At 70.2% G+C, this 26,410-nt stretch carries 31 protein-coding genes, 1 pseudogene and 1 riboswitch; of the genes and pseudogenes, 20 read left to right on the forward strand and 12 right to left on the reverse strand.

The window, feature by feature from the left end; translation table 11 throughout:
- The first annotated feature begins 61 nt into the window (after positions 1 to 61).
- The 10 genes from H4F70_RS00820 (at position 62) to H4F70_RS00865 (ending at position 8,038) form a co-directional block, all read left to right on the forward strand.
- Positions 62 to 1,408 carry an MFS transporter gene (locus tag H4F70_RS00820; RefSeq protein WP_182358651.1) on the forward strand — a complete coding sequence of 449 codons (1,347 nt, stop codon included), beginning with the start codon at positions 62 to 64 and terminating at the stop codon, positions 1,406 to 1,408.
- A 218-nt stretch (positions 1,409 to 1,626) separates the two neighbouring features.
- The gene (locus H4F70_RS00825) at positions 1,627 to 2,463 is read left to right on the forward strand and encodes an MBL fold metallo-hydrolase (RefSeq protein ID WP_182358652.1); all 837 of its coding nucleotides are present in this window, start codon (positions 1,627 to 1,629) and stop codon (positions 2,461 to 2,463) included.
- Positions 2,464 to 2,492: 29 nt separating this feature from the next.
- The gene (locus H4F70_RS00830; RefSeq protein WP_182358653.1) at positions 2,493 to 3,443 is read left to right on the forward strand and encodes an ABC transporter substrate-binding protein; all 951 of its coding nucleotides are present in this window, start codon (positions 2,493 to 2,495) and stop codon (positions 3,441 to 3,443) included.
- Positions 3,440 to 4,273 (forward strand): ABC transporter permease, encoded by an 834-nt coding sequence (locus H4F70_RS00835; protein ID WP_182358654.1) that lies wholly within the window; start codon positions 3,440 to 3,442, stop codon positions 4,271 to 4,273. Before H4F70_RS00830 ends, H4F70_RS00835 begins: the two co-directional genes overlap by 4 nt.
- A 1-nt stretch (position 4,274) precedes the next feature.
- Entirely contained in the window at positions 4,275 to 5,033 is a 759-nt protein-coding gene (locus H4F70_RS00840; RefSeq protein ID WP_182349248.1) for an ABC transporter permease, read from the forward strand.
- A gap of 59 nt (positions 5,034 to 5,092) precedes the next feature.
- A complete protein-coding gene (locus H4F70_RS00845; RefSeq protein WP_235681266.1) occupies positions 5,093 to 5,875 on the forward strand; it encodes an ABC transporter ATP-binding protein in 783 nt (260 codons plus the stop codon).
- 53 nt (positions 5,876 to 5,928) lie between these two features.
- Positions 5,929 to 6,159 (forward strand): CopG family ribbon-helix-helix protein, encoded by a 231-nt coding sequence (locus H4F70_RS00850; RefSeq protein WP_182358656.1) that lies wholly within the window; start codon positions 5,929 to 5,931, stop codon positions 6,157 to 6,159.
- Positions 6,146 to 6,493: a type II toxin-antitoxin system PemK/MazF family toxin gene (locus H4F70_RS00855; protein WP_182358657.1), complete on the forward strand. Its 348-nt coding sequence runs from the start codon at positions 6,146 to 6,148 to the stop codon at positions 6,491 to 6,493. Before H4F70_RS00850 ends, H4F70_RS00855 begins: the two co-directional genes overlap by 14 nt.
- A 70-nt stretch (positions 6,494 to 6,563) precedes the next feature.
- Positions 6,564 to 7,028 carry a pyridoxamine 5'-phosphate oxidase family protein gene (locus H4F70_RS00860; protein ID WP_182358658.1) on the forward strand — a complete coding sequence of 155 codons (465 nt, stop codon included), beginning with the start codon at positions 6,564 to 6,566 and terminating at the stop codon, positions 7,026 to 7,028.
- A 38-nt stretch (positions 7,029 to 7,066) separates the two neighbouring features.
- Complete coding sequence (locus tag H4F70_RS00865; RefSeq protein ID WP_182358659.1) at positions 7,067 to 8,038, forward strand: zinc-binding dehydrogenase; 972 nt, start codon at positions 7,067 to 7,069, stop codon at positions 8,036 to 8,038.
- Positions 8,039 to 8,090: 52 nt separating this feature from the next.
- Here H4F70_RS00865 and H4F70_RS00870 read toward each other — a convergent pair whose 3' ends face one another.
- Positions 8,091 to 9,623 carry a DHA2 family efflux MFS transporter permease subunit gene (locus H4F70_RS00870; protein ID WP_182358660.1) on the reverse strand — a complete coding sequence of 511 codons (1,533 nt, stop codon included), beginning with the start codon at positions 9,621 to 9,623 and terminating at the stop codon, positions 8,091 to 8,093.
- 123 nt (positions 9,624 to 9,746) lie between these two features.
- Between H4F70_RS00870 and H4F70_RS00875 the strand changes: the two genes are divergently transcribed.
- A complete protein-coding gene (locus H4F70_RS00875; RefSeq protein WP_235681267.1) occupies positions 9,747 to 10,379 on the forward strand; it encodes a TetR/AcrR family transcriptional regulator in 633 nt (210 codons plus the stop codon).
- A gap of 23 nt (positions 10,380 to 10,402) precedes the next feature.
- Here the strand turns inward: H4F70_RS00875 and H4F70_RS00880 are convergent, their stop codons facing one another.
- Positions 10,403 to 11,188: an IclR family transcriptional regulator gene (locus H4F70_RS00880; protein WP_235681268.1), complete on the reverse strand. Its 786-nt coding sequence runs from the start codon at positions 11,186 to 11,188 to the stop codon at positions 10,403 to 10,405.
- Positions 11,189 to 11,269: 81 nt separating this feature from the next.
- Between H4F70_RS00880 and H4F70_RS00885 the strand changes: the two genes are divergently transcribed.
- From H4F70_RS00885 to dmpG, 3 genes are read left to right on the forward strand one after another with little or no spacing between them, the layout of a single operon-like run.
- Positions 11,270 to 12,124 (forward strand): 2-keto-4-pentenoate hydratase, encoded by an 855-nt coding sequence (locus tag H4F70_RS00885; RefSeq protein ID WP_182349238.1) that lies wholly within the window; start codon positions 11,270 to 11,272, stop codon positions 12,122 to 12,124.
- Positions 12,121 to 13,101 carry an acetaldehyde dehydrogenase (acetylating) gene (locus H4F70_RS00890; RefSeq protein WP_182349237.1) on the forward strand — a complete coding sequence of 327 codons (981 nt, stop codon included), beginning with the start codon at positions 12,121 to 12,123 and terminating at the stop codon, positions 13,099 to 13,101. Before H4F70_RS00885 ends, H4F70_RS00890 begins: the two co-directional genes overlap by 4 nt.
- 3 nt (positions 13,102 to 13,104) lie before the next feature.
- Positions 13,105 to 14,133 (forward strand): 4-hydroxy-2-oxovalerate aldolase, encoded by a 1,029-nt coding sequence (gene dmpG, locus H4F70_RS00895; RefSeq protein ID WP_182349236.1) that lies wholly within the window; start codon positions 13,105 to 13,107, stop codon positions 14,131 to 14,133.
- 62 nt (positions 14,134 to 14,195) lie between these two features.
- Here dmpG and H4F70_RS00900 read toward each other — a convergent pair whose 3' ends face one another.
- On the reverse strand, positions 14,196 to 14,639 hold the full coding sequence (locus tag H4F70_RS00900) for a VOC family protein (protein WP_182358662.1): 444 nt from the start codon (positions 14,637 to 14,639) through the stop codon (positions 14,196 to 14,198).
- Positions 14,640 to 14,650: 11 nt separating this feature from the next.
- The gene (gene ribB / locus H4F70_RS00905) at positions 14,651 to 15,964 is read right to left on the reverse strand and encodes a 3,4-dihydroxy-2-butanone-4-phosphate synthase (protein ID WP_235681269.1); all 1,314 of its coding nucleotides are present in this window, start codon (positions 15,962 to 15,964) and stop codon (positions 14,651 to 14,653) included.
- Positions 15,965 to 16,012: 48 nt separating this feature from the next.
- Positions 16,013 to 16,208: riboswitch (FMN riboswitch) on the reverse strand.
- A gap of 158 nt (positions 16,209 to 16,366) precedes the next feature.
- Between ribB and H4F70_RS00910 the strand changes: the two genes are divergently transcribed.
- Entirely contained in the window at positions 16,367 to 17,191 is an 825-nt protein-coding gene (locus H4F70_RS00910; protein ID WP_182358663.1) for a siderophore-interacting protein, read from the forward strand.
- Here the strand turns inward: H4F70_RS00910 and H4F70_RS00915 are convergent.
- The 5 genes and pseudogenes from H4F70_RS00915 to H4F70_RS00935 all read right to left on the reverse strand — a co-directional run bounded on the left by H4F70_RS00915 (position 17,157) and on the right by H4F70_RS00935 (position 20,392).
- Positions 17,157 to 17,768, reverse strand: a complete 612-nt coding sequence (locus tag H4F70_RS00915) for a DNA-3-methyladenine glycosylase I (protein WP_182358664.1) — start codon at positions 17,766 to 17,768, stop codon at positions 17,157 to 17,159. The two genes, H4F70_RS00910 and H4F70_RS00915, sit on opposite strands and share 35 nt — an antisense overlap.
- Entirely contained in the window at positions 17,768 to 18,529 is a 762-nt protein-coding gene (locus H4F70_RS00920; protein ID WP_182358665.1) for a methylated-DNA--[protein]-cysteine S-methyltransferase, read from the reverse strand. The genes H4F70_RS00915 and H4F70_RS00920 overlap by 1 nt, the downstream gene beginning before the upstream one ends.
- A 149-nt stretch (positions 18,530 to 18,678) precedes the next feature.
- Positions 18,679 to 19,140, reverse strand: a pseudogene (locus tag H4F70_RS00925) (RNA polymerase sigma factor); the annotation flags it as partial.
- A gap of 184 nt (positions 19,141 to 19,324) precedes the next feature.
- A complete protein-coding gene (locus H4F70_RS00930) occupies positions 19,325 to 19,816 on the reverse strand; it encodes a methylated-DNA--[protein]-cysteine S-methyltransferase (RefSeq protein WP_235681270.1) in 492 nt (163 codons plus the stop codon).
- Between the two features lie 66 nt (positions 19,817 to 19,882).
- Entirely contained in the window at positions 19,883 to 20,392 is a 510-nt protein-coding gene (locus tag H4F70_RS00935) for a hypothetical protein (RefSeq protein ID WP_182358668.1), read from the reverse strand.
- Between the two features lie 243 nt (positions 20,393 to 20,635).
- On the opposite strand from H4F70_RS00935, the gene H4F70_RS00940 reads away from it, so the two are divergent.
- Genes H4F70_RS00940 through H4F70_RS00950 form a run of 3 tightly spaced genes read left to right on the forward strand, consistent with a single transcriptional unit; the run spans position 20,636 to position 23,309 of the window.
- Positions 20,636 to 21,460, forward strand: a complete 825-nt coding sequence (locus H4F70_RS00940) for an acetoacetate decarboxylase family protein (protein WP_235681271.1) — start codon at positions 20,636 to 20,638, stop codon at positions 21,458 to 21,460.
- A complete protein-coding gene (locus H4F70_RS00945) occupies positions 21,457 to 22,515 on the forward strand; it encodes an ATP-binding cassette domain-containing protein (RefSeq protein WP_182358669.1) in 1,059 nt (352 codons plus the stop codon). Before H4F70_RS00940 ends, H4F70_RS00945 begins: the two co-directional genes overlap by 4 nt.
- Positions 22,512 to 23,309 carry an ABC transporter permease gene (locus H4F70_RS00950; protein ID WP_182358670.1) on the forward strand — a complete coding sequence of 266 codons (798 nt, stop codon included), beginning with the start codon at positions 22,512 to 22,514 and terminating at the stop codon, positions 23,307 to 23,309. The genes H4F70_RS00945 and H4F70_RS00950 overlap by 4 nt, the downstream gene beginning before the upstream one ends.
- 113 nt (positions 23,310 to 23,422) lie before the next feature.
- Here the strand turns inward: H4F70_RS00950 and H4F70_RS00955 are convergent, their stop codons facing one another.
- Entirely contained in the window at positions 23,423 to 24,679 is a 1,257-nt protein-coding gene (locus H4F70_RS00955) for an integrase catalytic domain-containing protein (protein ID WP_235681272.1), read from the reverse strand.
- Positions 24,680 to 24,847: 168 nt separating this feature from the next.
- On the opposite strand from H4F70_RS00955, the gene H4F70_RS00960 reads away from it, so the two are divergent.
- The gene (locus H4F70_RS00960) at positions 24,848 to 25,273 is read left to right on the forward strand and encodes a large conductance mechanosensitive channel protein MscL (protein ID WP_182358671.1); all 426 of its coding nucleotides are present in this window, start codon (positions 24,848 to 24,850) and stop codon (positions 25,271 to 25,273) included.
- A 47-nt stretch (positions 25,274 to 25,320) separates the two neighbouring features.
- Here H4F70_RS00960 and H4F70_RS00965 read toward each other — a convergent pair whose 3' ends face one another.
- Together H4F70_RS00965 and H4F70_RS00970 are read right to left on the reverse strand one after the other, a co-directional pair.
- Complete coding sequence (locus H4F70_RS00965) at positions 25,321 to 25,512, reverse strand: hypothetical protein (RefSeq protein ID WP_182358672.1); 192 nt, start codon at positions 25,510 to 25,512, stop codon at positions 25,321 to 25,323.
- 58 nt (positions 25,513 to 25,570) lie between these two features.
- Complete coding sequence (locus H4F70_RS00970; RefSeq protein ID WP_182358673.1) at positions 25,571 to 25,768, reverse strand: hypothetical protein; 198 nt, start codon at positions 25,766 to 25,768, stop codon at positions 25,571 to 25,573.
- A 97-nt stretch (positions 25,769 to 25,865) separates the two neighbouring features.
- Between H4F70_RS00970 and H4F70_RS00975 the strand changes: the two genes are divergently transcribed.
- Complete coding sequence (locus H4F70_RS00975; RefSeq protein WP_182349224.1) at positions 25,866 to 26,408, forward strand: peptidylprolyl isomerase; 543 nt, start codon at positions 25,866 to 25,868, stop codon at positions 26,406 to 26,408.
- The last annotated feature ends 2 nt before the right edge of the window (positions 26,409 to 26,410 follow it).

The raw sequence follows: 26,410 nt of genomic DNA on the forward strand, positions 1-26,410 counted from the left end.
GCACGCCACCGGGCTCTACTGGATGAGACCTTCGTCTAGTAGAGCCCTGGGAGGCCGCACGATGGACAACCAACCGGCACGGCGACTCACGGTCGGGGCGGCGCGCCGCCGCACCGCCGCCGCGATGCTCGTCGGCACCACGCTCGAGTGGTACGACTTCTTCCTCTACGGCACCGCCGCGGCGCTGATCTTCAACACGCAGTTCTTCCCCGAACTCAGCCCCACGGCGGGCACCCTGGCGGCATTCAGCACCTTCGCCGTCGGCTTCGTGGCGCGCCCCATCGGCGGCCTGGTGTTCGGCCACTTCGGCGACCGCATCGGCCGGCGCAACACACTGATCGTGTCGCTGCTGATGATGGGCCTGGCGTCGACGGCCATCGGCCTCATCCCGAACTTCGACGCCATCGGGTTCTGGGCGCCGGCACTGCTGGTGATGGCGCGGGTCATCCAGGGCATCGGCCTCGGCGGCGAGGGCGCCGGCGCCACACTGATGTCGATGGAGCACGCTCCGGCGGGCAAGCGCAACCTGTATGCGGGCTTCCCGCAGATGGGCACGCCGGCCGGGCTTGTCGTCGCCAACATCGTCTTCCTGAGCACCAGCGCACTCCTGCCGACGGGGGCGTTCGAGTCCTGGGGCTGGCGCATCCCGTTCCTGCTCAGCATCGTGCTGGTGGCGGTGGGCCTCGCCATCCGGCTGCGCGTCGAGGAGTCCCCGTCGTTCTCACAGGTCGTCGAGGACAAGGGCGTGGCGCGGTTCCCGCTGCGCGAGGCGCTCGACGCCGGCTTCCCCCGCCTGGGGCTCACGCTGTGCGCGGTGCTCGCGAATTCCGCGGTGGCCTACGTGTTCATGGTGTTCACGCTCTCCTACGGCACCAAGCAGCTCGACTACAACAAGGACTTCCTCATCGCCTGCGTCTCCGTCGCCGCCGTGGTGTGGTTCGTGAGCATCCCGTACTGGACGGGCGTGGCCGACCGCTTCGGCCGCCGGCGGATGTTCGTCTGGGGATCGCTCGCCATCCTGGTGTGGTGCATCGCGTTCCTGCCCATGCTCAACACCGGCAACGTGGTGGTCGCGGCGCTCGCGTTCCTGGGGATGGGTCTCATCGTCCCGGTGACGCACAGCGTGCAGGGCGCGATCATCGCCGACACCTTCCCGGCGTCCGTGCGGTACTCGGGCACGTCGCTGATCCTGCAGCTCGGCGCCATCCTCGGCGGCGGCCTGGCCCCGATCATCTCCACGGCGCTGGTCGGCGGCTCCGGCGGTTCGGCCGGCGTGACGGTGTACCTCGTCGTCATCTGCGCGATCAGCCTCACCGGCGCCGTGGCCCTGTTCCGCCGGGTGCCGGAGGGCGAACGGGACGACGAGGCGATCGTCGCGGAGGTCCGACTGGCGGAGGTCGTCGAGTAGCAACCCCACGCTTCTTCCTGGGCGGGGCGCCCGGCACCGCACGGTGCCGGGCGCCCCGTTTGCGTGCGCCGGAGTCACTATGCGCAAAAGGGCATGACTCGGTGGGGAATCGGCATTAGACGCGCATCACGTGTGACCCTAGTCTCATTACTGCGACCTTGTAGACCAGCAACACAGTGCGCGTAGCCGACGAGGCGCAGTGCAGCCGAGGAGTGGTGATGGAACTCGTGATCCTGGGAAGCGGCGGCGGCCCGCAGCCGAATCCCAGCCGCAGCGCGCCGGCGATGGCCATCGAGCACGACGGCGCCGTCTACGTGGTGGACTGCGGCAACGGCGTGGCCCGTCAGCTCGTCTCCGCCGGCTACCGGCTGCGCGACCTCGGCGGAGTGCTGCTCACCCACCATCACATCGACCACAACGCCGACTACGGCAACCTGGTCGCGCTGGCGTGGACGGCCGGCCTCGTCGATCCGGTCCCCGCCTACGGCCCGACGCCGATGGCGCAGATCACCGACCAGTACGTCGCAATGAACACGATCGACGTCGACCATCGCGAGGCTCTCGGCCGACCGAAGCTGCGCTCGCTGTTCGACCCCCAGGACGTCGCCGGCGACGGCACGGTCTTCAGCGTCGACGGGCTCACCGTCACCGCGGCGGCCGTCGAGCACCCGCCCCTGGAGGCGTACGGCTACCGCTTCGAGACCGAGCGGGGCGCCATCGCGGTCTCCGGCGACACCACGTACTGCCAGGCGATGGTGGAGCTCGCGCGCGGGGCCGACGTGATGGTGCACGAGGCGTTCTCGCCCGAGCACCTGCACCTGCTCACGCGCGGGACCAACACGAAGGTCGAGCGGCTGCAGCAGCACTTCCGGCAGGCCCACACCACCGCGGAGGACGCGGGCCGGGTGGCGGCGGAGGCCGGAGTCAAGACCCTTGTGCTGTGGCACCTGATCCCCACCGAGGGCGTCACCGACGACGAATGGATCGCTCAGGCCCGCAAGCATTTCGACGGCGAGGTCCTCGTGAGTCGCGACCTGCTGCGCGTCACGGTCTGATCCGCCGCCCCACCAGCAAAGGAATCACGATGAAGAAGCTGAGCGCGCTCCTCGCGGCGGTGACCGCGTGCGCCGTTCTCGCTGCGTGCGGAACCGCCTCGGGCGAGGTCGAGGGCAACACATTCCACGTGGGCACGATCCCCAACCCCAGCGACGTCGCCATCTACCTCGGCAACACGCAGGGCTTCTACGCCGACGCCGGGCTGACGGTGGAACCCAAGATCGCCACCGGATTCGCGCCCAACCTGGCCTCCGTCATCAACGGCGAAAGCCAGGTGGGCTTCGCAGCGGTGGTGCCGCTGATCGTCGCCAAGTCCAAGGGCGCGCCGATCACGATCATCGCCGGGGCGGACAAGGCGCCCGCCGAGTACGACCCCGCCACCGACCCGGACCGCGTCTTCGTGGCCGCCGGCAGCGACATCGACTCGCCGAAGGACCTCGAGGGCAAGACCGTCGCGGTCAACGCGCTCGGATCCATCCAGGACCTGGGCATCAAGATCATGGTCGAACGCGACGGCGGCGACCCGGGCAAGATCAAGTTCCTCACCCTGGCGTCCAACGACATGGCGGCGGCCATCGCAGGCGGCCGCGTCGACGCCGGGGCACTGAGCGAACCGTTCAGCACCGCCGCGGGCAAGCAAGGGCTCAAGCCGCTGTTCTCCTACGTCACCAGCCCCACCCCGGGTGCCCCCGTGGGCGCGTACTTCACCAGCGAGGCGACGGCGGAGAACAACGTGGGGCTGATGGACGCATTCGTCGCCGCGCTGACGAAATCCAATGAGTTCGCGCAGCAGCACCCCGAAGAGGTGCGCAAGGAACTGGGCGAGTACACGAGGATCCCGGAGAACCTCATCAACGAGATCAACACCTTCGAATACTCGTCGACGATCACCGACGAGCAGATCGCGCGGCTGTCCGACCTGCTCATCGAGTACGACTACATCACGAAGCCCGTCACGGGTGAGGAGATCCTCCGATGACCGTCGCAGTCAGTACCCGCAGCGTGCGGAGCATCGGCGCAGACGCGCTGGGCCCCGCCGCGCAGAAGATCCGCAACGGCCTGATCAGTGGGGGCACGCTCGTCGCCTTCGCTCTGATCTGGCAGTGGCTCGGCGTCATCGACGCCTTCGGCCACAACGTGCTGCCCACGTTCACCGACACGATGCGCGCCCTCGGCGAGGTCGTCACCACCGGTCAGTTCTGGCAGAACGTGCGCCACACCATGGTCCAGTGGGCGATCGGCCTCATCGGCGCCGCGCTCATCGCCATCCCCGTCGGCCTGTTCCTGGGCCGCGGCCGGCTGCGGCACAGGTCCACGCGCACCACCATCGACTTCCTGCGGACCATCCCGCCGGTGATGCTGCTGCCGCTGTTCGTCCTGGTGTGGGGCACCGGCCTGCAGATGGTGGTGCTGCTGGCGATCTACGCCGCCGTGTGGCCGATGCTCACGCAGACCATCGACGGCGTCCGGCAGATCGAGCAGATGACGCTCGACACCGCGACGGTGTTCAAGATCAGCAGGCGGCGCACGTTCTTCAAGGTCCTGTTGCCGTCCGTCGCCCCGTTCATCACCAGCGGTGTGCGCGTGTCCGCGGTCATCTCGCTGTTCATCGCCATCGTCTGCGAACTCGTGGCCGGCAGCCCCGGACTGGGGCAGGCGCTGGCCCAGGCGCAGCACGGCGGCGACTCGCCGCTGATGGTCGCGCTGATCCTCGTCACCGGCGTGCTCGGCGTCCTCATCAACCTGGTGTTCCGGTACGGGGAGCGCAGGCTGCTCGCCTGGCACCCGACCTACGCGAAGGAGGCATGACATGTCACGCCGCATGGTCACTGTTCTGCAGATGTTCGCGCTGCCGGTCCTCTTGATCGTGGCGTGGTGGATCATCTCCACCGTCGCGTCGTCGCTGTACTTTCCGCCGCTCGGCACGATCCTCGCCAACCTCGGCGACTGGCTCACCTCCGGCGGGTTCGTCGACGACGTGATCCCCAGCGTCGTCAATCTGCTCGTCGGCTACGCGCTGGCCGTGCTCGGCGGCATCGTGTTCGGCATGCTCATCGGGCGGATCCGCGTGCTGGAGACCGCCTTCAACCCCATCATCACCTTCGCCCGCTCCATCCCGCCGGCCGCCATCCTGCCGTTCTTCATCCTGGCCATGGGCGCCACCGACTGGATGCGCATCACCGTCATCGCGGTGGGCTCGGTGTGGCCGACGCTGCTGGCCACCATCGACGGCGTCCGCGGCCTCGACCCCCTCGTCGAGGACGTCACCCGGATCTACAAGACGTCCCGCATGCGCCGGATCTTCAAGGTGCTGCTGCCCGCGGCGAGCCCGCTCATCCTCGCCGGCATGAAGACGTCGCTGGCCTTCTCGATCATCCTCGTGGTGGTCAGCGAGATGATGGCCTCCACGCAGGGCATCGGCCACTACATCTTCTCGTCGCAGCAGTACTTCGACATGCCCGGCCTGTGGGCCGGCACCATCGCCATGGGCGTGCTCGGCTACCTGCTCAGCGAGATCTTCTTCGCGGTCGAACGCCGCGTCCTCGCCTGGAAGGGTGACCAGTCATGACCGGCGCGACCGCAACCCGTACGCCCGCCCCGCACCGCACCTACGCTGAGGAGAATCCCGTGACGGTCAACGCACTCGAGGTGGACCGCCTCGCCAAGAGCTACGGCAAGGGCTCCTCGACCAAACAGATCCTCAAGGAGATCAACGTCTCCGTCGCCAAGGGCGAGCTGGCGTGCATCGTCGGCCCGTCCGGCGCGGGCAAGACCACGCTGCTGCGGTGCCTCGCCGGCCTGCAGCCGCCCACGGCCGGGACCGTCAGCGTCGACGGCCAGGAGATCGCCGGGGTGCCCGACAACCTCGCCGTCGTCTTCCAGGACTACAGCCGCTCGCTGTTCCCGTGGCTGCGTGTGGCGGCGAACGTGGAGTTCCCGCTGTTGGAGAAGAAGATGCCGAAGGCCGAGCGCACCGCGCTGGTCGACCAGATGCTCGCGGCGGTGGGTCTGTCCGCGCACGCGAAGAAGTATCCGCGCGAGCTGTCCGGCGGCATGCAGCAGCGCGTCGCCATCGCCCGCGCGCTGGCCTACCGGCCGACGATCCTGCTCATGGACGAGCCGTTCGCCGCGCTCGACGCGCAGACCCGCGCCGACCTGGAGGACACGGTGCTCAAGCTGCGCGACGAGTTCGGGGTGACGATCGTGTTCGTCACCCACGACATCGACGAGGCCGTCTACCTGGGCGACAAGGTGGTGGTGCTCTCCGGCGCCCCGGCCACCGTGGACGAGATCGTCGAGGTGAAACTGCCCGCGCCCCGCAATCAGGTGGACACCAAGGCGGAGCCGGAGTACGGCCGGCTGCGCGGCGAGGTGTTCAAGCGCATCGCGCAGGCGCAGCACAACAACTGACGCGGTGCGGTGATACCGCCGACGCATCGTGGCCACCGTAGTAGCATCCAAGTATGAAGATCAGCGTGAGTCTGCCGGAGGAGGACCTCGAGATCCTCGATACGTACATGCGCGAATCCGGGCTGCCGTCACGTTCCTCGGCAATCCAGCGGGCGGTCAGGATGTTGCGGAATGTCGACCTGGAGGACGACTACGCGGCGGCGTGGAGTGAATGGGAGTCGTCCGGGGACGCCGGCGTGTGGGAGTCGGCCTCGGGGGACGGTCTCGCCGATGCTGCGCGGTGAGGTGCGGCTGGTCGATCTGGAGCCTGCTCGGGGAGGCGAGGCGGACAAGCGACGGCCGGCGGTCATCGTCAGCAATGACGGAGCCAACGCGACGGCGGCGCGCCTGGGCCGGGGAGTGGTGACGGTGGTGCCGGTGACCAGCAACACCGCTCGGGTGTTTCCGTTCCAGGTGCTCCTCGATACCGAGACCACCGGGCTGCGCATCGATGCGAAGGCGCAAGCGGAACAGGTGCGTTCCGTGGCGGTCGAACGGGTCGGACCGGCTATCGCACGACTGCCGGGGCCGGTGATGGGCGCAATCGACGATGCGCTCCGACTGCATCTGCAGCTGTAGGCGGCCACCGGCAAGAGTAGTAAGGATGGCGGGGCCGGCGCGGGGCCGGCCACCGGCGAGGAGGACTCCGATGGCGATGATCACCGAAGACATGCGGCGCATTGTGGCGGATGCGATGCTCTCGTTCGCGGCGACGGTGTGCGAGGACGGTGCGCCGAACCTGTCGCCCAAGGGATCGGTGTTCGTCTACGACGACGCGCACCTGGTGTTCATGGACATCGCCTCGCCGCACACCATGGCGAACCTGCGACGGGACCCGCGCATCGAGATCAACTCCATCGACGTGTTCCGCCGCCGCGGGTACCGGTTCAAGGGCACGGCCGAGATCCTGCCGCCGGGGAGCGGACCGTACGAGTGGCTCAACGAGAGGCTGCTGGCCGCCAACGGCCCCGGCTATCCGGCCAACGCAGCGGTTCTCGTCGCGGTGGAGCGCGCGGCGGCGATCGACTCGCCCGCCTACACCTTCGGTGGAGCGCAGGAGGCGGAGTTGACGGCGGCCTGGCGCGACAGGTACCTGCAAGCCCATCGGACCTAGCGCGGCGGTGCGCCCGGCGGAGGCGCACGATGGAGGCCATGCGCGCAGTGTTCATCAACAGCCTCGGCGGGCCGGACGTCATCGAGACCGGGGAGCTGCCGGTGCCGGCCGGTGGACCGGGCGACGTCCTGGTGCGCGCCGAGGCCGTCGCCGTCGACCACGTCGACCGGTTCGTGCGCTCCGGCGCCTACGCGACACCGACGCCGTTCCCGTTCGTCATCGGTCGCGACGCGGTGGGCACCGTGGTGCGTAGCGGCGCGGCGTGCGCGCACGCGTTCGCGCCCGGCGACCGCGTGTGGACGAACAGTATGGGCCACCACGGACGCCAGGGCGCGTTCTCCGAGTATGTGCTGGTGCCGGCCGACCGGCTGTACCCGCTGCCGGACGGGGCGGACGCGGTCGCCACGGTGGCGCTGCTGCACACCGCGGCCACCGCCTATCTCGGGTTGTTCCGGCATGCGCGGCTGGCCTTCGGAGAGACGGTGGTGATCGAGGGTGCCGCCGGCGGGGTCGGCAGCGCCGCAATCCAGCTGGCCGCGGCGGCGGGCGCCCGTGTGGTCGCCACCGCCTCGGCCGCCGACGCGCAGTGGTGCCGCGACCTGGGCGCCGAGCATGTGGTGGACTACCGCGCCGGCGACCTCCCGGACCGCCTCGGCGCGGCGCTGCCCGACGGCGCCGACGTGTGGTGGGACAACTCGGGGCGCAACGACCTTGAGCTGTCGATCCCGCTGTTGGGGCATGGCGGGCGGGTGGTGCTCATGTCGGGGCTCGGCGCCCGGCCGCCGCTGCCCGCCGGTGGGATCTACACCCGCGACGCGTCGATCACGGGCTTCGCGATCTCCAACGCCTCCCTCGATGACCTGGCCGCCGCGGCAGTGGTCATGAACCGGATGCTCGCCGCCGGGGCACTGCGGGTCCGCCCGCCCCGGGTGCTGCTGCTGGAACAGGCCGCCGAGGCGCACCGGCTCATGGAGGACGGGGTGAAGGAGCGGATCGTGCTCGTGCCGTAGGGCGGGGCGGGTCTGCCGCAGTCGGGTTCGAACTTCGAAGGCGACGTGATCGTCACGCTCGAACTTCGGGCGCGACAAGTGTCGGTGCTGGTGCGCGGTCACCAGGTGCGGGATCAGCCGGCGCCGCGCCGTCCGATGGCGCCTGCGGACCCGCCTCCGCGCTCCGCCCCGGCAGAAACAGCGCGGCCACGGCGCCGGCGGCCACCACGGCGGCGCCGACGAGCAGCGCCGGCTGCAGCGCCCCGTCGAAGCCGACAGGCGAGATCTGCCCGCCGGCACCGAGGAACACCGACGTGAGCACCGCGATGCCCAGCGCCACGCCCACCTCGCGCAGCGTCGAGTTGGTCGAGCTCGCCGCCGCATGGTCCGCGTCCGCGAGATCTGCGAGCACGGCGGTGGCCACCGGTGCGAAGGTGAGGCCCATGCCGACGCCGGCCATCACCATCGCGGGGATGAGCGCGGCGTACTCCATCGGCGGGCCCAGCAGCGCGGCCATCCAGGCGAGGGAGCCGGCCTGCAGGGCGAGCCCGGCGGTGAGCAGCGGCCGCAGCCCCACCCGCGGGGCGAGTGCTCCGGCAAGCGGGGCGACGACCATGGGTGCCGCCGTCCACGGGAGCGTGCGCAACCCGGCCTCGAGGGGGCTGTACCCCATCACCACCTGCAGATACTGCACCAGCAGGAACACGGCGCCGAACATGCCCAGCGAGAACGCGACCGCGATGATGTTGGCGAGCGTGAAGTTGCGGGAACGGAACAGGCGCATCGGCATCACCGGCTGGCGGGCGCGCAGCTCCCAGGCAACGAAGGCCCCGGCCAGGGCGGCGGCGACGATCAGCGGCACCACGACGCCGGGCGACCCCCACCCGTCGTCGTTGCCGTGCACGATGGCCCACACCGTGAGGAACACGGCTGCGCCGGCGAGCAGCACGCCGCCCGGGTCCAGGTGCACGCGCATCGACCGGGTCTCGTCGACCGTGGCGAGGACCAGCGGGATCGCGATGACGGCGACGGGCACGTTGAGCCAGAAGATGGCCTGCCACGAGATGCCGTCGACGATCGCACCGCCGATCACCGGGCCCAGCGCCACGCCGAGACCGGACACGCCGCCCCACACGCCGATCGCGAGCGCCCGCCGCGATTCCGGCACCGCTCCCGCGAGGAGGGCGAGCGACAACGGCAAGATCGCGGCCGCGCCGATGCCCTGCACGGTGCGGCCGATGATGAGCGTCTCGGGGCTCGTCGACAGCGCCGACGCGATCGAACCCGCGGTGAACAGCGCGATGCCCCAGACGAACACGCGCCGGCGACCCCACCTGTCGCCGAGGCCGGCCGCCGCGAGCATCAGCGTGGCGAAGGCGAGTGTGTAGGAGTTCATGAACCACTCGAGCTGCGTCACCGATGCGTGCAGGTGCGCCTGGACGACGGGCAGCGCGCTGGTCATGACGAGGTTGTCGAGCGTCGCCATGAACATGGGCAGCGACACCGCGAGCAGGGTGAGCCACAGCGGCCTGGCGCGGAGCCGGGGTACGGCCGCTTCGCCGTGGGTCGACGGGGACGGGAGCTCCGGCGTGGATGCGGTGGTCATGATGTGCACCTCGATTCGGTGGGGTCGTGGGACGGTGCTGCGGAAAGGCCGCGGAGTCAGTGGTAAGCATCGACTGATTACTTAGGGATCCGAGTATTAAGCATCGACTGATAACCTGTCAATATGTCCGCCCAGAAAAGCACCGAACGCAAGCCGGAGCGGGTCGTCGACGAGGCCCCGGCCGCGCGCATGAGCCGCGAGGACCGGCGGCTCTCGATCATCGCCGCCGCCACCGAGCAGTTCGCGCGGGGCGGTTACGCGGGCACCACCACGGACGAAGTGGCGCAGGCGGCCGGCGTCTCGCAGCCCTACGTGGTGCGCATGTTCGGCGGCAAGAGCAAGTTGTTCCGCGCGGTGGTCACGGCGGCGTTCGAGCGCACCGTGGCGGTGTTCGAACAGAAGCTGGACGAACTGGACCGCACCCCCGCGATCACCGCGGACACGGCCGAGTACTGGGAGTCGCTGGGCGGCGCATACAAGGAGCTCGTCGCGGACCGCTCACAACTGCTCGTGCTCATGCACGGGTTCGCGGCGGGGGCGGAGCCGGAGATCGGCGAGCTCGCACGCGGGGGGATGGCGAGCATCTACCGGCTGCTCGTCGCCCGCACCGGATGCAGCCCCGACCAGGCACGCGACTTCCTCGCGCACGGGATGCTCATCAACGTCCTGCTCGCCATCGAGGCGCCCGCCCACGTCGCGGGCGACGATGCGTTGGCGGAGCTGACCGGCTGCACCATCGACGTGCCCGGGCGGTAGCCGGCGGGCCCCGCTGCCGCCGCTCACCCCTCGCGCAGGCCCGCGCGGCGTTGCAGCGTGGAGGCGATGCCGCCGGCGGCCGCCCGCACGGCGGCGACGTGCGCGTCGGGCCGGAACCGTGCCACCGGCCCGGTGACGCTGATCGCGGCGACGGGCGCGTTGGTGGCGACGTCGAGGATCGGCGCGCCCACGCAGGCGATGCCCATCGTCGATTCCTCGTACTCGAACGACACGCCCTGCTCGACGACGGCGTCCAGCTGCCGGGCCAGCAGCCCGGGCGCGACGATGGTGCGGGGCGTGCGCCGTTCGAGCGGGCCGCCGAGCACCTGGCGGCGCAGCTCCGGGCCGGCGTGCGCCAGCAACGCCTTGCCGATCCCGGTGCAGTGCAGCGGCATCCGGCCCCCGGTGCGCGAGGGGGCGCTGGCCTGCCGGTGGCCGCCGATCTTCGCCACGTACACCACCTCGCGGCCGTCGAGCACGCCCAGGTGCACCGTCTCGTGGGTGCGCTCGTAGAGGTCCTGGAGGAAGGGCATGGCCAGTTCGAGCAGGCTGCGTTCCACCGACGCGCGCATGCCCAGCTCGAACAGCCCACCGGAGAGCCGGTAGCCGCCGGCGACGCGGTCCAGCAGCCGGACCGCGGTGAGCTCCTCGGCGAGACGCCGCACGGTGGCCTTGTGCAGGCCCGTGCGCCGGACGAGCTCGGCCAGGCCCACGGTGTGATCCTCCGCGGAGAACGCGCGCAGGATCAGCACCACCTTGCCGATGACGGTGTCCCTGTCCACGCCGCCCCGGTCCGCGCCGTCGTCCACGCCTGTCACGGTACCCGCGCGTGTATCGCTCAGCGATACGCAAGCCTGGTGGGCGCGCCCCGCGCGGGCCATGCTGGTCTCATGACGCAATCCATCGACGGCGCCGGTGCGCCCACCGCGGAGCAGCTCGCGGCCGAGGAGAAGGCCGCCCAGCGGCTGCTCGACGCGCTCAATTCCCGCGTGGCCTGCGACCCGGTGCGCGAGTTCATCGGCTCCACCGACCTGCCCGCCGCCTACCGGGTGCAGGAGCGCCTCACCCAGGGCCGGCTGGCCGGCGGCGCGAAGATCGTCGGCCGCAAGATCGGGCTCACCTCGAAGGCCGTGCAGGCGCAGATGGGCGTCGACCAGCCCGACTTCGGCGTCCTGTTCGACGACATGGACTACGCCCCCGGTCACATCGTGCCGATGGGCCACCTGCTCCAGCCCAAGGCCGAGGCAGAGGTCGCGTTCGTGCTGGCCAAGGACCTCGCCGACGGCGACCTGGACGCCGCGCAGATCCGCGACGCCATCGACTACGGCATGCCCGCCATCGAGGTGTGCGACAGCCGGATCGCCGGATGGGACATCCACTTCGGCGACACGGTGGCCGACAACGCGTCCGCCGGCGTCTACGTGCTCGGCGCCGAGCGCAAGACGCTGAGCGAGTTCACCCCGGTGGAGGTCGGCATGACAATGCTGATCAACGGTGAGGAGGTCTCCTCGGGCACGGGTGCCGACTGCCTGGGCGACCCGCTCAACGCGGTCGCCTGGCTGGCCCGCGCGGCCCGCGATTTCGGCGAACCGCTGCGCGCAGGCCAGATCATCCTCTCCGGGGCGCTCGGCCCGATGCGCCCCATCAGCGCCGGCGACGAGGTCACCGTGGAGATCAGCGGGCTCGGCAGCGTCACCGCCCGGTTCAGCGAAGGCGCGGACACTTATGAAGGGAATGACAAGTGAGTACTAAGACCAAAGTCGCGATCATCGGCTCCGGCAACATCGGCACGGACCTGATGATCAAGGTGATCCGCACCGCCAAGCACCTCGAAATGGGCGCCATGGTGGGCATCGACCCCGATTCGGACGGCCTGGCGCGCGCGAAGCGCATGGGCGTCCCCACCACCCACGAGGGTGTCGAGGGGCTGCTCAAGCTGCCGAACTTCGACGAGATCGAGATCGTCTTCGACGCCACCTCGGCCAAGGCGCACGTGCACAACGCGGAGATCCTCCAGCCGCTGGGCAAGCGCATGATCGACCTGACCCCCGCCGCCATCGGCCCCTACGTGGTGCCGGCGGTGAACCTGGGCGAGAACCAGGACGCGCAGAACGTCAACATGGTCACCTGCGGCGGCCAGGCCACGATCCCCGTCGTCGCCGCCGTCTCCCGGGTGGCCCCCGTCGCCTACGCGGAGATCGTCGCGTCGATCGCCTCGAAGTCCGCGGGCCCCGGCACGCGTGCCAACATCGACGAGTTCACCGAGACCACGTCCGAGGCCATCGAGAAGGTCGGCGGCGCCGAGCGCGGCAAGGCCATCATCATCCTCAACCCGGCCGAGCCGCCGCTGATCATGCGCGACACGGTCTACTGCCTGGTCAAGGCCGACGATCCGACGATCCACGAGGAGATCAAGCTCTCGGTCGACAAGATGATCGACGAGGTCGCCTCCTACGTGCCCGGCTACCGGCTCAAGCAGAAGGTGCAGGTCACCGAGATCGACGAGAACCGCCCGGTGGACACGCTGCTCGACGACGACATCGCCGACGACGACAAGCCCACCCACCAGGTGTCGGTGTTCCTCGAGGTCGAGGGCGCCGCGCACTACCTTCCGGCCTACGCCGGAAACCTCGACATCATGACGTCCGCGGGCCTGCAGGTGGCCGAGCGGATCGCGGCCGGCAAGACCGTCCCGGCCGGCAGCCAGGCGCAGGAGGCATAACACATGAGCACCCCCATCTTCGTCCAGGACGTCACGCTGCGCGACGGCATGCACGCCGTGCGCCACCAGATCAGCACCGACGACGTCAAGCGCATCGTCACCGCGCTCGACAAGGCCGGCGTCGACGCCATCGAGGTCGCCCACGGCGACGGGCTGGCCGGCGGATCGGTCAACTACGGGCCCGGCTCCAACACCGACTGGGAGTGGATCGCCGCGGCCGGCGAAGTGCTCGAGAACGCGCGCCTGACCACGCTGCTGCTGCCCGGCGTCGGCACCGTCGAGGAGCTCAAGAAGGCCTGGGACCTGGGCGTGCGCTCGGTGCGCATCGCCACCCACTGCACCGAGGCCGACGTCTCGGCACAGCACATCGAGGCCGCCCGCGAGATCGGCATGGACGTCGCCGGCTTCCTCATGCTCAACCACATGGCCGAGCCGGCCGTGCTCGCCCAGCAGGCCAAGCTCATGGAGTCCTACGGCGCGCACTGCGTGTACATCACCGACTCGGGCGGGCGCCTGACGATGAAGGGCATCCGCGACCGCGTCCACGCCTACCGCGACGCGCTCAAGCCGGAGACCGAGATCGGCATCCACGCCCACGAGAACCTGTCGCTGTCCGTCGCCAACTCGGTGACCGCGGTGGAGGAGGGCGTCTACCGCGTCGACGCGTCGCTCGCCGGCCACGGCGCGGGCGCCGGCAACTGCCCGCTCGAGGCGTTCGTGGCGGTGGCCAACCTCGAGGGCTTCGAGCACCGCTGCGACCTCAACGCGCTCGAGGACGCGGCCGACGACATCGTGCGTCCCCTGCAGGACCGCCCGGTGCGCGTCGACCGCGAGACCCTCACCCTCGGGTACGCGGGCGTGTACTCGTCGTTCCTGCGCCACGCGGAGACGGCGGCCAAGCGCTACGACTTGGACGTGCGCGACATCCTCATGGAGTGCGGCAAGCGCAAGCTCGTCGGCGGCCAGGAGGACATGATCGTCGACATCGCCCTCACCCTCGTCGCCGAGCGTGAGGAGGAAGGCGCGGCCTGACCTCACACACTGTGGTGCCCTGACGACGGCGCCGACGTCCCCGGGGCGTCGGCGCCGTCGTGTCAACCGAGCTCGACGTTCCCGTCGGCGTCGACGTGCCAGCCGGGATTGTGCGCGATCTCCCAGACGATGCCGCCCGGGTCCTCGACATGCGCGTGGAAGACCCCGCCGAAGGCGCCGTCCGCGGGTTCGGTGCGCACAGTGCCGCCGACGCGGCGCATCGCGTCGACCACGCGGGAGACCTCGTCGCGGGTGCCCACGTTGTGGGCGAGGGTCACGCCGGAGACCCGCGTACGGGTGGACGCGTCGCCGACGCCGCGGGGCAGGTCCTCGTCGAACTTGCGTGCGTCGAACAGACCGAGCACCTGTCCGGGGGCGCTCTGGAAGAAGATGATCTCCCCGGCCACGTCCAGCAGCGGCGTCCAGCCGAGACCGTCGACGTAGAAGCGGCGCGCGGCGTCGAGGTCCTCCGTGGCGAAGGTGATGAAGTCGATGCGTTGATCCACGGAGCCCCAGGTTACGCGGTGGCGGCGGCCGTATCGGGGTTTCCGCCGACGACGGGGGCGACCTCCACGACGTCGATGCCGTGCCGGGCGAGGATCTGCCTGCCGGCACCCGACAGGGCCGACTCGTCCGCGTCGCAGGACAGGAGCCGGACGGAGTCGAAGCCGAGATCGGCCAGCATCTGTGCGGCGACGTGCAGATCGCCCGCAGTGGGGGCCGGGGGCATCGCGACCGCGGCGGACTCGTCGGCGGCGAAGGAACGCAGCGTGTGCACCAGCCCCTCTCCGCGCGCGGACTCCTCCCGGAGGTAGAGGACGACGCCGGAGTCGGCGGCCGACACCGCGTCCATCGCCGAGCCCAGGTCGTGGCCGCAGCCGCAGCGAGTGGACCCGAACACGTCGCCGGTGAGGCACTCGGCGTGGATGCGCACCGTGGCGGGGCCTGGCGTGGGGGCGGCCTCGGCGGCCGCCGGTGCGGTGGGCTTGCCGGAGAGCAGCGCCACGTGCTCGCGGCCGTCGACGACGCCGGTGTATCCGACGGCGCGGAAGGTGCCGTGCGTGGTGGGGACGTTCGCCACCGGCCCGCGCGTGACGAGCTGTTCGTGGGTGCGCCGCCATTCGGCGAGGTCGGCGATGGTGATCAGGGCCAGGCCGTGCGTGTCGGCGAACGCGCGCAGTTCGGCGGTGCGCGCCATCGTGGTCGGGTCCTTCTCGCTGACGATCTCGCACACCACGCCCACCGGGTTGAGCCCGGCGAGGCGGGTGAGGTCCACGGCGGCCTCGGTGTGGCCGGGACGCACGAGCACCCCGCCTTCGCGGGCGCGCAGGGGGACCACGTGGCCGGGGCGTGAGAAGTCGGCGGCCGCGGAGCCCCTGTCGGCGAGGGCGCGGATCGTCAGTGCGCGGTCATGGGCGCTGATGCCCGTCGTGACGCCGGCGCGCGCGTCGACCGTGACGGTGTAGGCGGTGTGGTGCGGGTCCTCGTTGGACCGGTGCATCGGCGGCAGGTCGAGCCTGTCGCAGTCGTCGCCGGTCATCGGCACGCAGAGGTATCCGGAGCTGTAGCGGACGGTGAACGCGACGAGCTCGGTGGTGGCAGCCTCCGCGGCGAAGATGATGTCGCCTTCGTTCTCCCGGTCCTCGTCGTCGACGACCACGACGGCCTTGCCCGCGGCGATGTCGGCGATGGCACGGTCGATGCCATCGAACCGGCTCCCGGCGACGCGATGATGCTCTGCTCCGGTGGGGTGCGACCGGCGTCCCTGTGCACCGTGCCCGACGATCTGCGCGTCTCCGGTCAACATGTCCTCGCCCACTTTCTCGATCACTACGGTGATCCCAGGGCGGTGGCCGACGGTATACGGAAACCCCGTCGGTGGCGTTCTCTCTCATCCGGACTATGACCGTCGGCTCCGGGATCGCACCGGAATCTGCTCGTCCCCCCGGGCGGATCACACCACCCGAGGGCGCTCGCGGGCTCGATGCCGACGCGCAGTGCGGCCCTGTGAGGAGGCCACTGCGCGCGGCGTCATTACCGCCGGTGGGGAATTGCACCCCGCCCCGAGAACTTCCGGCTCCGACGTTACCACCCGGTGCAGTGGTCCTGTCGTGCCTGTTTCCCGCCGGATGGAACTGCGGCGCCCGGCCCGTCAGATCTGACGCAATGAGGTTAGGCTGAGCTAAGTAACGACGGGGTGGCGGTGCAGCCGCCCGGACGCAGGGGAGGCCGGATGGCGCGCGAGAACATGAGATCCCGGGGCATCAAGCCCGAGGACGCCGAGCTGCTGACGCTGAAGGTCGTAGGGTCGCAGCGGCTGTCGAAGACGTTCACCAGGGTGACCCTCGGCGGCGGGGAGGCCGACCGGTTCCGGTACATGGGCTTCGACCAATGGTTCCGCCTGTTCATTCCGGTGGCGGAGGATTCGTTGTCGCGCCTGCCGGCGAAGCTCGACACCCTCGCCTACATGCGGTACCTGACGATCTCGAAGACGACGCGGCCGGTGCTGCGCAACTACACCGTGAGCGGCTATCGCGCAGACGGCCCGCACGGGCCCGAGCTGGACGTGGACTTCGTGCTCCACGGCCAGGACGAGCCGGGCTCGGCGGGACCGGCCGCGGCGTGGTCGCTCACCTGCAGCCCGGGGGATGCGGTGGCCATTTATGACGAGGGCGTCGGCTTCAACCCGGATCCGTCGCTGCGCAGCGTGGTCCTCGCCGCCGACGAGTCGGGGCTGCCCGCGATGGGCGGGGTGCTCTCGTCGCTGGACTCCGACGTGACCGGCACGGCGTTCATCGAGGTACCCGATGCGGACGATCGCCGCGCCCTGCAGCACCCCGAGGGCGTCGACGTGCAGTGGATCGTGCGCGATTCCCGCGTGGCCCCCGGAAAGTCGGTGCTGGCCGCGGCGTGTGCGGCGGTACCTCCGGCGGAGCCGTTCTACGGGTGGGTGGTCGGCGAGCAGAGCCTGGCGTCGGGGCGGCGCCGCCACTGGGTGCGCGGCGGCGTCCCGAAGAACGACATCATGTTCTGCGGCTACTGGCGCAATCGGCACTGACCCCGCGGCGGTGGCAGCCGGCCAAGTGGGTGTCGATGATCCCCGTCGCCTCCATCAGCGCGTGACACGATGTGGGGCCGACGAAGCGGAAGCCGCGCGCGCGCAGGTCCTTCGCCATCGCCTCGGAGGCGGCGCTGCGGGTGGGCACCTCCTCCGCCGTGCGTGGGGCGGCCGGGTCCGCGTCACGGTAGCCCCACAGCACCGCATCGAGGCCCTCCCCGTCGCGGAGACGTTGCACGGCACTGGCGTTGCCCACTGCAGCCGCGATCTTGGCGCGGTTGCGGACGATCGCGGCATCGGCGAGCAGCCGCTGAACGTCGTCATCGGTGAAGGCGGCGACCTTGTCGACGTCGAAGCCCGCGAAGGCGTCGCGGAACGCGGGCCGCTTGCGCAGGATGGTCAGCCACGACAGGCCGGCCTGGAACGACTCGAGGCAGATCCGCTCGAACAGCGCCCGCTCGCCGTGGACGGGCACGCCCCACTCCATGTCGTGGTACTCCGTGTTGAGCGGGTCGGTGACCGCCCAGGGGCAGCGGGCCACGCCGTCCGCGCCGACGATCGCCGTCGTCTCCGGCATCACGCGCCCCCCGTCCCGCCGCACGCGGCGTGTCCGTCGCCGGGGGCTCCGGTTTCCGAGGGCTGCCCGGCGGTCTCGAGGTCCAGCAGATACTTCTTGGCCGCGGGACCGGCGATATACCCGCCGAGGGAACCGTCGCTGCGCGTGACCCGATGGCAGGGCACCAGGATCGGGATCGGGTTGCGGGCGCACGCGGTTCCGACGGCGCGGGCCGCACCCGCGCTGCCCGCGGCCTGGGCCACCTGTGCGTAGCCGGCGGTGCCGCCGCGCGGGATCTCGGGGAGATGTTCGAGGACGCTGCGCTGGAAGCCGTGCGCCAGCCGCAGGTCCACCGGGACGGTGAACGCTGCGCGGACGCCGCGGAAGTACTCGTCGATCTCCGTCGCGACGGCGTCGAGACGCCACGGCATGCGGAGCACCCGCGGCGAGACCCGTGCGGCCAGATCCTCGAGGACGGCATCGTGTCCCTGCACGCTGAACGCCACCCGGACGACCCCCGACGGCGTCGCGGCGATCAGCAGCGGTCCGAGCGGCGAATCCATCGTGCGGTATGCGACGTCGATCAGGCCCTCGTGATCGGCGCCGGACAGGATGCCGGCGAACAGTTCCTCGACCAGAGAGCGCTCGCCGGCGTCGGGGCCGGCCGCCTGCAGGAGTGCGAGCGTATCGAGCGGATCGGTGCGGGCGGCGCCGGCCGCGCGCACGGACGCGGAGTCGTGGGGGGCGGATCCCGGGTGCACCGGGATCGTCGTGGAGTTCATGGCCTGTTTCCTCCGGTCGTGGGATCTGTGCGGCCGCCGGCCGCTGCGGTGGGCCGCCGCGGCGAGGGGGCGCGTGGGATGTCGGTGGTCTGCCGAGTGTCGGGGGTGGGCTGCACGTCGGGGGTGGACTGGGCGTTCGGGGCCCGATCGGCGAACGTCCTGCGCAAAGCCGCGACGCCGTCGGATCCGGCGCGGCGTGCGGCTGTCGCGGAGTTTCCGATGATCGTGGCGGCCTCGGCGTATGGCATACCGACGAGGTGGTGGTAGACCACCGCCTGGCGCTGTACGAGCGGCAGATCTCCCAAGGCCTGCCACAGCGGGGCGAAATCGTCCGCGGCGCCGGGGATACCGACGCTGCTGTGCGCGGGCGGCGGCTCGGCCACCGGCACGGGATTGCGGCCCCGGGCGCGGAGCATGTCGATGCACTTGCGTTGCGCGATGGTGACCAGCCAGGCCTCGATGTTGCGGCCGGGTGGCAGCTTCGGGTAAGCGCGCAGCGCGGCGAGGAACGTCTCCGACCAGGCGTCATCCGCGTCCACCGGCCCGACCAGGGCGCGGCACACCCGGAGCACGGAGACGCCGTGGGCCTCGACGACCCGTTGGAACGGCATGCCCGGAGCCGCGGTGGTGCCGGCCCCTGCAGCGGCGCTGCGGGGCGGGGTGCGGGAGCGGCTCATGTTCACAGTATGTATACGTCGGGGAGCGCCGGAATGTGAGACGAGCCCGGAAAGCCGAGGTCAACGGGGCGCGTCGGGGTTCGGCAGGGTTCAACTGGGCTCTCCGCAGGGGCGGCGGTCAAAACAGCGCGTCTTGACCGCCGCCGGCCTCGAGGCGCAGCAGGAACTCCTTGCGCGCCAGGCCGCCGCCGTAGCCGACGAGGCTCCCATCGCTCCCGATCACCCGGTGGCAGGGCACGATGATGCTGATGGGGTTGCGTCCGTTGGCCGCCGCGACCGCGCGCACCGCCGACGGCCTGCCCAACTGCGCGGCCACGTCGGCATAGGAGCATGTCCGGCCGTACGGTATGGCGCGCAGCCGGTCCCACACCGCTAGCTGGAACGGGGTCCCGTGCGGCGCGAGGGGCAGCGTGAACCGCTCCCGCTCGCCGGCGAAGTACTCGCCGAGCTGTTCCGTGGCCTGGGCGAGCGTGCCGTGCACGTGCTCGCCGAGGGCGTCCGCGGCCGGCGGGTGGCGGCGCGTCTGCATGTACAGCCCGCACAGCACTCCGTCGTCGCCGATCAGCGTGAGAGGGCCGATGGGCGAATCGATCACGGTGTGGGTGCGCACAGGCACCGACGTTACGCCCGCTCCGCGGCGGCGCCTCGGCTCAGGACGCGGCCGGCACGCTGGGGATCAGGCGGTGCGCCAGACGCTGTAGCGGCCGTTGTCGAGCGCCACGACCGCGGCACCGTAGGACCGGGAGGCGTCGGGGAGCATCGCAGGGAAGACGAAATCGACGATGACGGACTTGCTCTGCACGTCGGGGCCGCAGGCGGAGATGATCTCCTGACCCACCGGTCCCGCATCGGAGCGGGTGGCGCCGGCGACGTATGCGCCGGCGACATTCCTGTCCGGGAAGCTGTTACCCAGCGACTGCTGCGCCACGTCGGTGGCCCGGTGAAGCGCATCGGGCGTCAGCGTGTCAAGCCCGGTGGGGCACTGCGTGGCAGCAGCCGCTGTGCCGCTGAATGCGAGCGCCGCAAAAGCCGCCGACACTACAGTCGCCGCTCCCGTGAGCAGCATCCGGCGTGCAGTCTTCTGTGCCATGATCGTCCAGTTCCTCGGCGTCAGTACCGATAACGTAACCGATTCGTTACTGTTTCGCATCCCGGCAGTGATATTCAATGAGGTTGCGATCGTCACCTGTGCTGAGACCCCGAGGTCGAAGGGTGTTGCGGTCGGAATATGTCGGGCGTCACACGTACGATGGTTCGGCGCGGCGCGGAGGTGCGCCCGGGTTGTCCGGCGGCCGGGCCGTTGCGCGCTCGGAACTGTCATGCGCCTCGATGCGGTCATCCGTCCAGGTCGGGTGGTCCCACGGGGTGCTGCTCACCCCGAGGCGCGTCCGCAGCCCGAACCCGCACGAGGCCCACAGGAGGCGAGGACGTGTCGACAACCTTCCGCATTCTCGGCGAGCAGATCGCGATGCCCGTCCACATCCGCGACGCCGAGGTGTACGCGGCGATGTTCCCAGTGCCCGCCGCGCGCGCCCAGAACGTGATCGAATATTCGGGGCTCTCGGTGCTCCCGTATCGCCCCGGCCGCACGGTGTGCGCGTTGATGTTCATCGAATACCACGACGGGGATCTGCACCGGTACAAGGAATTCGGTGTCGGCTTTCTCGTGCACGCGGAGGCGGGCGGCGGCCCGGCCGGCGCGTTGGGCGACCTGCGTGCGCTGCTGACGGGAGGCGCCGGCGCCTTCGTCCACCGGCTTCCCGTCACCGAGGAGTTCACCTGTGCGGCGGGCCGGACGATCTGGGGGTTTCCCAAAGTGCTGTCGCGGATCGACCTCACCCGCTCACCGGCCGGCGCCCGCGGCGTCGTCCGCATCGACGACCGGCTGGTGGCCGACGTGCGGTTCTCCCGCGGAGTGCCGGTGCCGGTGCCGGGGGCGGGCGCGGCATCGTCGGACATCGACGTCTACTCGCACATGGACGGTGTGACGCGCAGGATCCCGTGGACACTGTCGGCCACCGGCGCCCGGATGCGCCCGGGCGGCGCCGACGTCATCCTGGGGCCGCACCCGTGGGGCGAGGAGCTGCGCGGGCTGGGAATGCCGCGGCGGGCCCTTCTGACCAGCGGCATCGCCCACGCGCGCATGCGATTCGACGAGGCTGAGGTGGTGGCCCGTGGAAGCGGCCCGGCCGCAAGCGCGGGCCCGGACGGGCCCGTCGGCGAGGCGGCGGGCGACGGCGAGGCCCGCGCATGATCCACGCGCAGGGCCTGGCACGCACGTTCCGCAAGCGCCGCCGGCAGGTCCGCGCGGTGGACGGGGTGGACCTGGACGTCGAGGCGGGCGAGATCGTCGGCTTCCTCGGCCCCAACGGCGCAGGCAAGACCACCACCTTGCGCATGCTCACCACACTGCTCCGGCCGACGGAGGGCACGGCCACCGTCGCGGGCTGCGACCTGCGCAAGGACCCGGTGGGGGTGCGACGACGCATCGGCTATGTCCCCCAATCCGGCGCGGCGAATCCGGAGGCGCGTGCGGGGGAGGAACTCGTCGATCACGCCATGCTCTACGGGATCGGCAAGGCGCAGGCCACGGCGCACGGCAAGGAACTGTTCGAATCTCTCGACCTGCACGGACTGTGGGAGCGTCAGCCCAAGGCGATGTCCGGCGGCCAGAAGCGCCGCCTCGACATCGCCATGGGCCTGGCGCACAAACCTGGCTTGGTGTTTCTGGACGAGCCCACCACCGGTCTCGATCCGCAGGCGCGGGCCAACCTGTGGGAGCACATCTCCGGGCTGCGAGACCGCCGCGGGACCACCGTCTTCCTCACCACGCACTACATGGACGAGGCTGATTCGCTCTGCGACCGCATCCTCGTGATCGACTACGGGCGCATCGTCGCGGAAGGGACCCCGGATGCGCTCAAGGCGCGGGTCGGGGGCGATGTGATCGATGTGGAGCTCGAACGGCCCGAGGAGGCCGCCCGCGTCGGCGACCTGCTGGGAAGGCTGCCCGGGGCGGACGCCCCGAGCGCGAGCGGGACCCGGGTGGGCGTGCGGGTCCCGCACGGCGGAGCGGCGCTGATCGCCCTGGTCCGCGAACTCGACGCGGCCGGGATCACCCCGCTCTCGCTGGAGACCCGGAGGCCGAGCCTCGATGACGTGTTCCTCACGCTCACGGGACGATCGCTGAGGGAGGGCGATTCCGGGGCGGTCGAGGGCGGCGACGCGGCGATCACGGGCGAGGACGGGCCCCCGGGAGCAGACCGGGCCCGGGGCGACGCGGAGCACGGAGCGGAGGGACGACGATGAGCGCCGACGACCAGACTGCGCCGGCCGCGGCGCCGAGGAACTCGCTGTGGCGGGACTCGCTGCTGATCTTCCGCCGGTCCATGCGGATCTCGCTGCGCAATCCGGCATGGGTGGCCATCGGACTGTCCCAGCCGATCCTCTATGTGGTGCTGTTCGGCCCCTTGCTCAAACCTCTGGCCGGGCAGCTGGGCACCGGCAATGCCTACCAGCTGTTCGTGCCGGGGATCCTGGTGCAGTTGGCGATCTTCGGATCGTTGTTCGTCGGGTTCGGCCTGATCGCCGAGTACCGTGCCGGCGTGATCGAGGCGCAACGCGTCACGCCCGCCTCCCGGCTGTCGCTGTTGCTGGGCAGGGTGATGCGCGACATGATCGTCCTGCTCTTCCAGAGCGTGATCCTCACACTCGTGGCGATTCCGCTGGGGCTGCGCGCGCCGATCCTCGGGGTGGTGCTCACCCTGATCATCGTGGCGTTGCTGGGGTTCACGTTCGCGTCGGTCTCCTACGGCCTCGCGCTCACGCTCAAGAGCGAGGACGCTTTCGCTCCGCTGCTCAACATCTTCGCGCTGCCCGCGCTGCTGCTGTCGGGCATCCTGCTGCCGATGACGCTGGCCCCGGGCTGGCTGAACTGGATCAGCAACATTAACCCGCTCAAACACGTCGTCGACGGCGTGCGCGACTTCTTCGACGGCGAATACGGCACGGCCACGGCGTGGTGGGGGGTGGGCCTGACGATCGCGATGCTGTTGCTCGCCGCCTGGTTCGGATCACGGCGGTTCAAGAAGGAGGCGGGGTGACCGGCTGCGCGGGATCCTGTCGTGCGAGAACGTCCCTGACCGCGTGGTGCCTCATGTCAAGATGCCCGCGAATCTCTTCCCGTGCCTCATATGAGAATGCCCGCGTAACCGCGCTAGCTTGCCGGCCGGATCTTCACGCCGCGTCCGGTGTCCGGCGACGCTGTGGTGGCCTGGGCCTGCAGGGCAAGCGTGGCATCGCGGGCCAAGCCTGTGAGTCGATCCTGGATGGTCTGGATGCGCCGTGCGAGGTCGGCCGGGTTGAGGCTGTCGCGGTAGGCGATCAGTTCCGCTTCCTGCGCCGGTGAGAGCACGCCGGCGTCGAGCAGGCGCTCGAGCGGCGTCGCCGGGGTGTCGTAGACGCGTTTGCGGCGGCCCGCCGCGTCGGTGGTCCAGCCGATGGGCTTCTTCGTCGGCGTGAAATAATTCATCCGGTCACCCACCAGCGGCCACAGCGCATTGAGCAGCTTCAACGCCTCGGGAGTGTCGTAGCGCCAGTAGAACCCGTAGCGGCGCACCAGGTGGTTGTTCTTCGACTCGATCGTGGCCTGGTCGTTCTTCTTATACGGCCGCGAGCGGGTGAAGAAGATGTCCCGTCCGGCGGCCCAGCCGATCACGTCGTGGTTGATGAACTCGCTGCCGTTGTCGAAGTCTAGGCCGGTGATCATGAACGGCACAGATGCGACAGCCGCATCGAGCCCGGACAGGATGTGCACGTGTGCGTTGTTCCGGATCGAGCGGGTGAACACCCAGCCGGTGCACATGTCGGTCAGGTTCAACGTGCGCGCGAACTCCCCCTTGAGCGTCGGGCCGCAGTGCGCGACCGTATCGCCCTCGAAGAACCCGGGCTCGCCCTCGGCCTCGTCGCCGGCCTTGCGCACTCGGATCGAGTTACGCAGCAGCGGAGACGGTTTCGTCGTGGACTTGCCGTACAGCGGGTCGCGTGCCCGGGCCGGGGCCAGGTACCGGTCGATCGTCGCCGCGCTCATCTGTTCGAGTTCGGCGCGCACGGCGCGGCTGTAGCGGCGCTTTCCGGCCACGAGCTCACCGTGGCGTTCGAGCGAGTCGAGCAGCGTCGGCATGGCCACGGCCAGGTACTTGCCGCACTCGTAGCCCGAGAACGCCCACACGCGTTGGAGCACTTTGAGCGCGTCGTAGGAATACTTACGGGGCCGGCGCCGCCGACGCGGGCGCGCCGGCCGTGGCTTCGCGGCGGTCCGCAACTGCCGGCGGGCGTTGTCGCGCGACCAGCCGGTGACCGCCACGACCCCGTCGAGCAACCGGCCCTTGTCCTTCTTCGACGCCCGGGCGTACTGCCGGGCGTACTTCGCGGTGATCTCCGCTCGCGCGGCCATGGACAACCCACTTCCCATGCCCCTGAGCGTCGTCGCTTTCGCGGGCATCGGTACGTGAGGCACCGAAGATGTTTCGCGGGCACATTAGGTGAGTCTCGTCGGACCGTTGCGCACCGGCAGTCACCGCTTTAACATTCGGGAGTATTGCTGTTTCCCATTGAGGGCGAGGGACGGAAAGGTTCAAGCATGCTGAAGGGTTTCAAGAACTTCATGATGCAGGGCGAAGTCGTCGTCGTGGCGGTCGGCCTCGTCGTCGCCACTGCCTTCAGCAATCTGGTCAAGGCGTTCACCGACAACGTCATCAACCCGCTCGTCGCGGCAGCCGGCGGCAGCGGCGACAGCATGGGGCTCGGCTGGCTCATCAATGAGAACCAGCCGGAGACCTTCGTCGACATCGGAGCATTCATCTCCGGCGTCATCTACTTCATCATCTTCATGGCCGTGGTGTACTTCGTCATCGTGGTGCCCTACCGCGCCTATCAGGCGCACCGCGGCAACGAGGTGTTCGGCGAGCCGGCACCCACCAAGAGCTGCCCGGAGTGCCTCTCGAGCGATCTGCCGATGAAGGCGACCAAGTGCAAGTACTGCGCGAGCCCGGTGTCCGCGGCCTGAGCCGTGCCGTCGCACGACGGCGCGGCCTCCGGTGACCGGGGCCGGGGTCAGCGATCCGGGTCGTCGACGCGCGGCGGGTGCGCGGCCGGCGGCGGCAATGTCTTCCTGCCGCCTCGCACCGCAGCGGCGATTCCTCCCGTGAAGACGGTGATCACCGCGACCGCCGCGGCGAGAACCGCGATCCGCACGGCCCACGGCGGGCTGGTCGGACGGTTCGACAGGGCACGTGCAGAAGTCATGCCGTCCAGCATGGCACACGCGCCGTAGCAGGACCGGGACCCGCGGGCGGCACCACGCTCAGGTCTGCGGGGCGGACGGCAGATCGGGGTGGCGGGCCATCGCCTCGAACTCGTCGCGGTGCAACTGCGCATACACGGCTGCGCCCAGCGCCGAGGCGATGCCGACTGCCGCCGCCGCCTTGCGCCCGCGTCGCGCCGGAGCGGGTCCGGCTGCGGTGGCGTGGCCCGGTGCGGAGTGCGATGAGGTCTTCGGCATGGGAACTCACCTCGTGGGGTCGGGGGTGTCCATGCCTGTGAGGATAGTCCCGTCGAGGCGGCGGGGTAATCCTCCCGAGCGCGTCGATGATGGCACGATGGTGGTCGTGACTTCACCGATTCAGACCGCAACAGCGACCCTCCACACCAACAAGGGCGACATCAAGATCGCCCTCTTCGGGAACCACGCCCCGAAGACGGTGGCCAACTTCGTCGGCTTGGCCGACGGCACCGCCGAGTACAGCACCCAGAACGCCTCCGGCGGCACCAGCGGCCCGTTCTACGACGGCGCCGTCTTCCACCGGATCATCGACGGGTTCATGATCCAGGGCGGCGACCCGACCGGCACCGGCCGGGGCGGCCCCGGCTACCAGTTCGCCGACGAGTTCCACCCGGAGCTGCAGTTCAGCAAGCCGTACCTGCTGGCCATGGCCAACGCCGGTCCCGGCACCAACGGTTCGCAGTTCTTCATCACCGTCGGCAAGACGCCGCACCTGAACAACCGCCACACCATCTTCGGCGAGGTGGTGGACAAGGATTCGCAGGCCGTGGTGGACGCGGTCGCGACCGTCGCCACCGACCGGGCCGACCGGCCCAAGGACGACGTCGTCATCAACTCCATCACCATCGAGCAGGGCTGACG

It is taken from the genome of Tomitella gaofuii, from assembly GCF_014126825.1.
Taxonomy (GTDB): domain Bacteria; phylum Actinomycetota; class Actinomycetes; order Mycobacteriales; family Mycobacteriaceae; genus Tomitella; species Tomitella gaofuii.

Excerpts from the sequence above, each read along its gene's own strand:
- H4F70_RS00840 (WP_182349248.1), top strand. The coding sequence starts at position 4,275 with ATGTCACGCCGCATGGTCACTGTTCTGCAGATGTTCGCGCTGCCGGTC.
- H4F70_RS00955 (WP_235681272.1), bottom strand. The coding sequence starts at position 24,679 with ATGGGAAGTGGGTTGTCCATGGCCGCGCGAGCGGAGATCACCGCGAAG.
- H4F70_RS00920 (WP_182358665.1), bottom strand. The coding sequence starts at position 18,529 with ATGAACTCCACGACGATCCCGGTGCACCCGGGATCCGCCCCCCACGAC.
- dmpG (WP_182349236.1), top strand. The coding sequence starts at position 13,105 with ATGAGCACCCCCATCTTCGTCCAGGACGTCACGCTGCGCGACGGCATG.
- H4F70_RS00950 (WP_182358670.1), top strand. The coding sequence starts at position 22,512 with ATGAGCGCCGACGACCAGACTGCGCCGGCCGCGGCGCCGAGGAACTCG.
- H4F70_RS00885 (WP_182349238.1), top strand. The coding sequence starts at position 11,270 with ATGACGCAATCCATCGACGGCGCCGGTGCGCCCACCGCGGAGCAGCTC.
- H4F70_RS00910 (WP_182358663.1), top strand. The coding sequence starts at position 16,367 with ATGGCGCGCGAGAACATGAGATCCCGGGGCATCAAGCCCGAGGACGCC.
- H4F70_RS00855 (WP_182358657.1), top strand. The coding sequence starts at position 6,146 with ATGCTGCGCGGTGAGGTGCGGCTGGTCGATCTGGAGCCTGCTCGGGGA.
- H4F70_RS00975 (WP_182349224.1), top strand. The coding sequence starts at position 25,866 with ATGGTGGTCGTGACTTCACCGATTCAGACCGCAACAGCGACCCTCCAC.
- H4F70_RS00875 (WP_235681267.1), top strand. The coding sequence starts at position 9,747 with ATGTCCGCCCAGAAAAGCACCGAACGCAAGCCGGAGCGGGTCGTCGAC.
- H4F70_RS00820 (WP_182358651.1), top strand. The coding sequence starts at position 62 with ATGGACAACCAACCGGCACGGCGACTCACGGTCGGGGCGGCGCGCCGC.
- H4F70_RS00825 (WP_182358652.1), top strand. The coding sequence starts at position 1,627 with ATGGAACTCGTGATCCTGGGAAGCGGCGGCGGCCCGCAGCCGAATCCC.
- H4F70_RS00830 (WP_182358653.1), top strand. The coding sequence starts at position 2,493 with ATGAAGAAGCTGAGCGCGCTCCTCGCGGCGGTGACCGCGTGCGCCGTT.
- H4F70_RS00865 (WP_182358659.1), top strand. The coding sequence starts at position 7,067 with ATGCGCGCAGTGTTCATCAACAGCCTCGGCGGGCCGGACGTCATCGAG.
- H4F70_RS00960 (WP_182358671.1), top strand. The coding sequence starts at position 24,848 with ATGCTGAAGGGTTTCAAGAACTTCATGATGCAGGGCGAAGTCGTCGTC.
- H4F70_RS00870 (WP_182358660.1), bottom strand. The coding sequence starts at position 9,623 with ATGACCACCGCATCCACGCCGGAGCTCCCGTCCCCGTCGACCCACGGC.
- H4F70_RS00835 (WP_182358654.1), top strand. The coding sequence starts at position 3,440 with ATGACCGTCGCAGTCAGTACCCGCAGCGTGCGGAGCATCGGCGCAGAC.
- H4F70_RS00915 (WP_182358664.1), bottom strand. The coding sequence starts at position 17,768 with ATGCCGGAGACGACGGCGATCGTCGGCGCGGACGGCGTGGCCCGCTGC.
- H4F70_RS00850 (WP_182358656.1), top strand. The coding sequence starts at position 5,929 with ATGAAGATCAGCGTGAGTCTGCCGGAGGAGGACCTCGAGATCCTCGAT.
- H4F70_RS00945 (WP_182358669.1), top strand. The coding sequence starts at position 21,457 with ATGATCCACGCGCAGGGCCTGGCACGCACGTTCCGCAAGCGCCGCCGG.
- H4F70_RS00970 (WP_182358673.1), bottom strand. The coding sequence starts at position 25,768 with ATGCCGAAGACCTCATCGCACTCCGCACCGGGCCACGCCACCGCAGCC.
- H4F70_RS00965 (WP_182358672.1), bottom strand. The coding sequence starts at position 25,512 with ATGACTTCTGCACGTGCCCTGTCGAACCGTCCGACCAGCCCGCCGTGG.
- H4F70_RS00860 (WP_182358658.1), top strand. The coding sequence starts at position 6,564 with ATGGCGATGATCACCGAAGACATGCGGCGCATTGTGGCGGATGCGATG.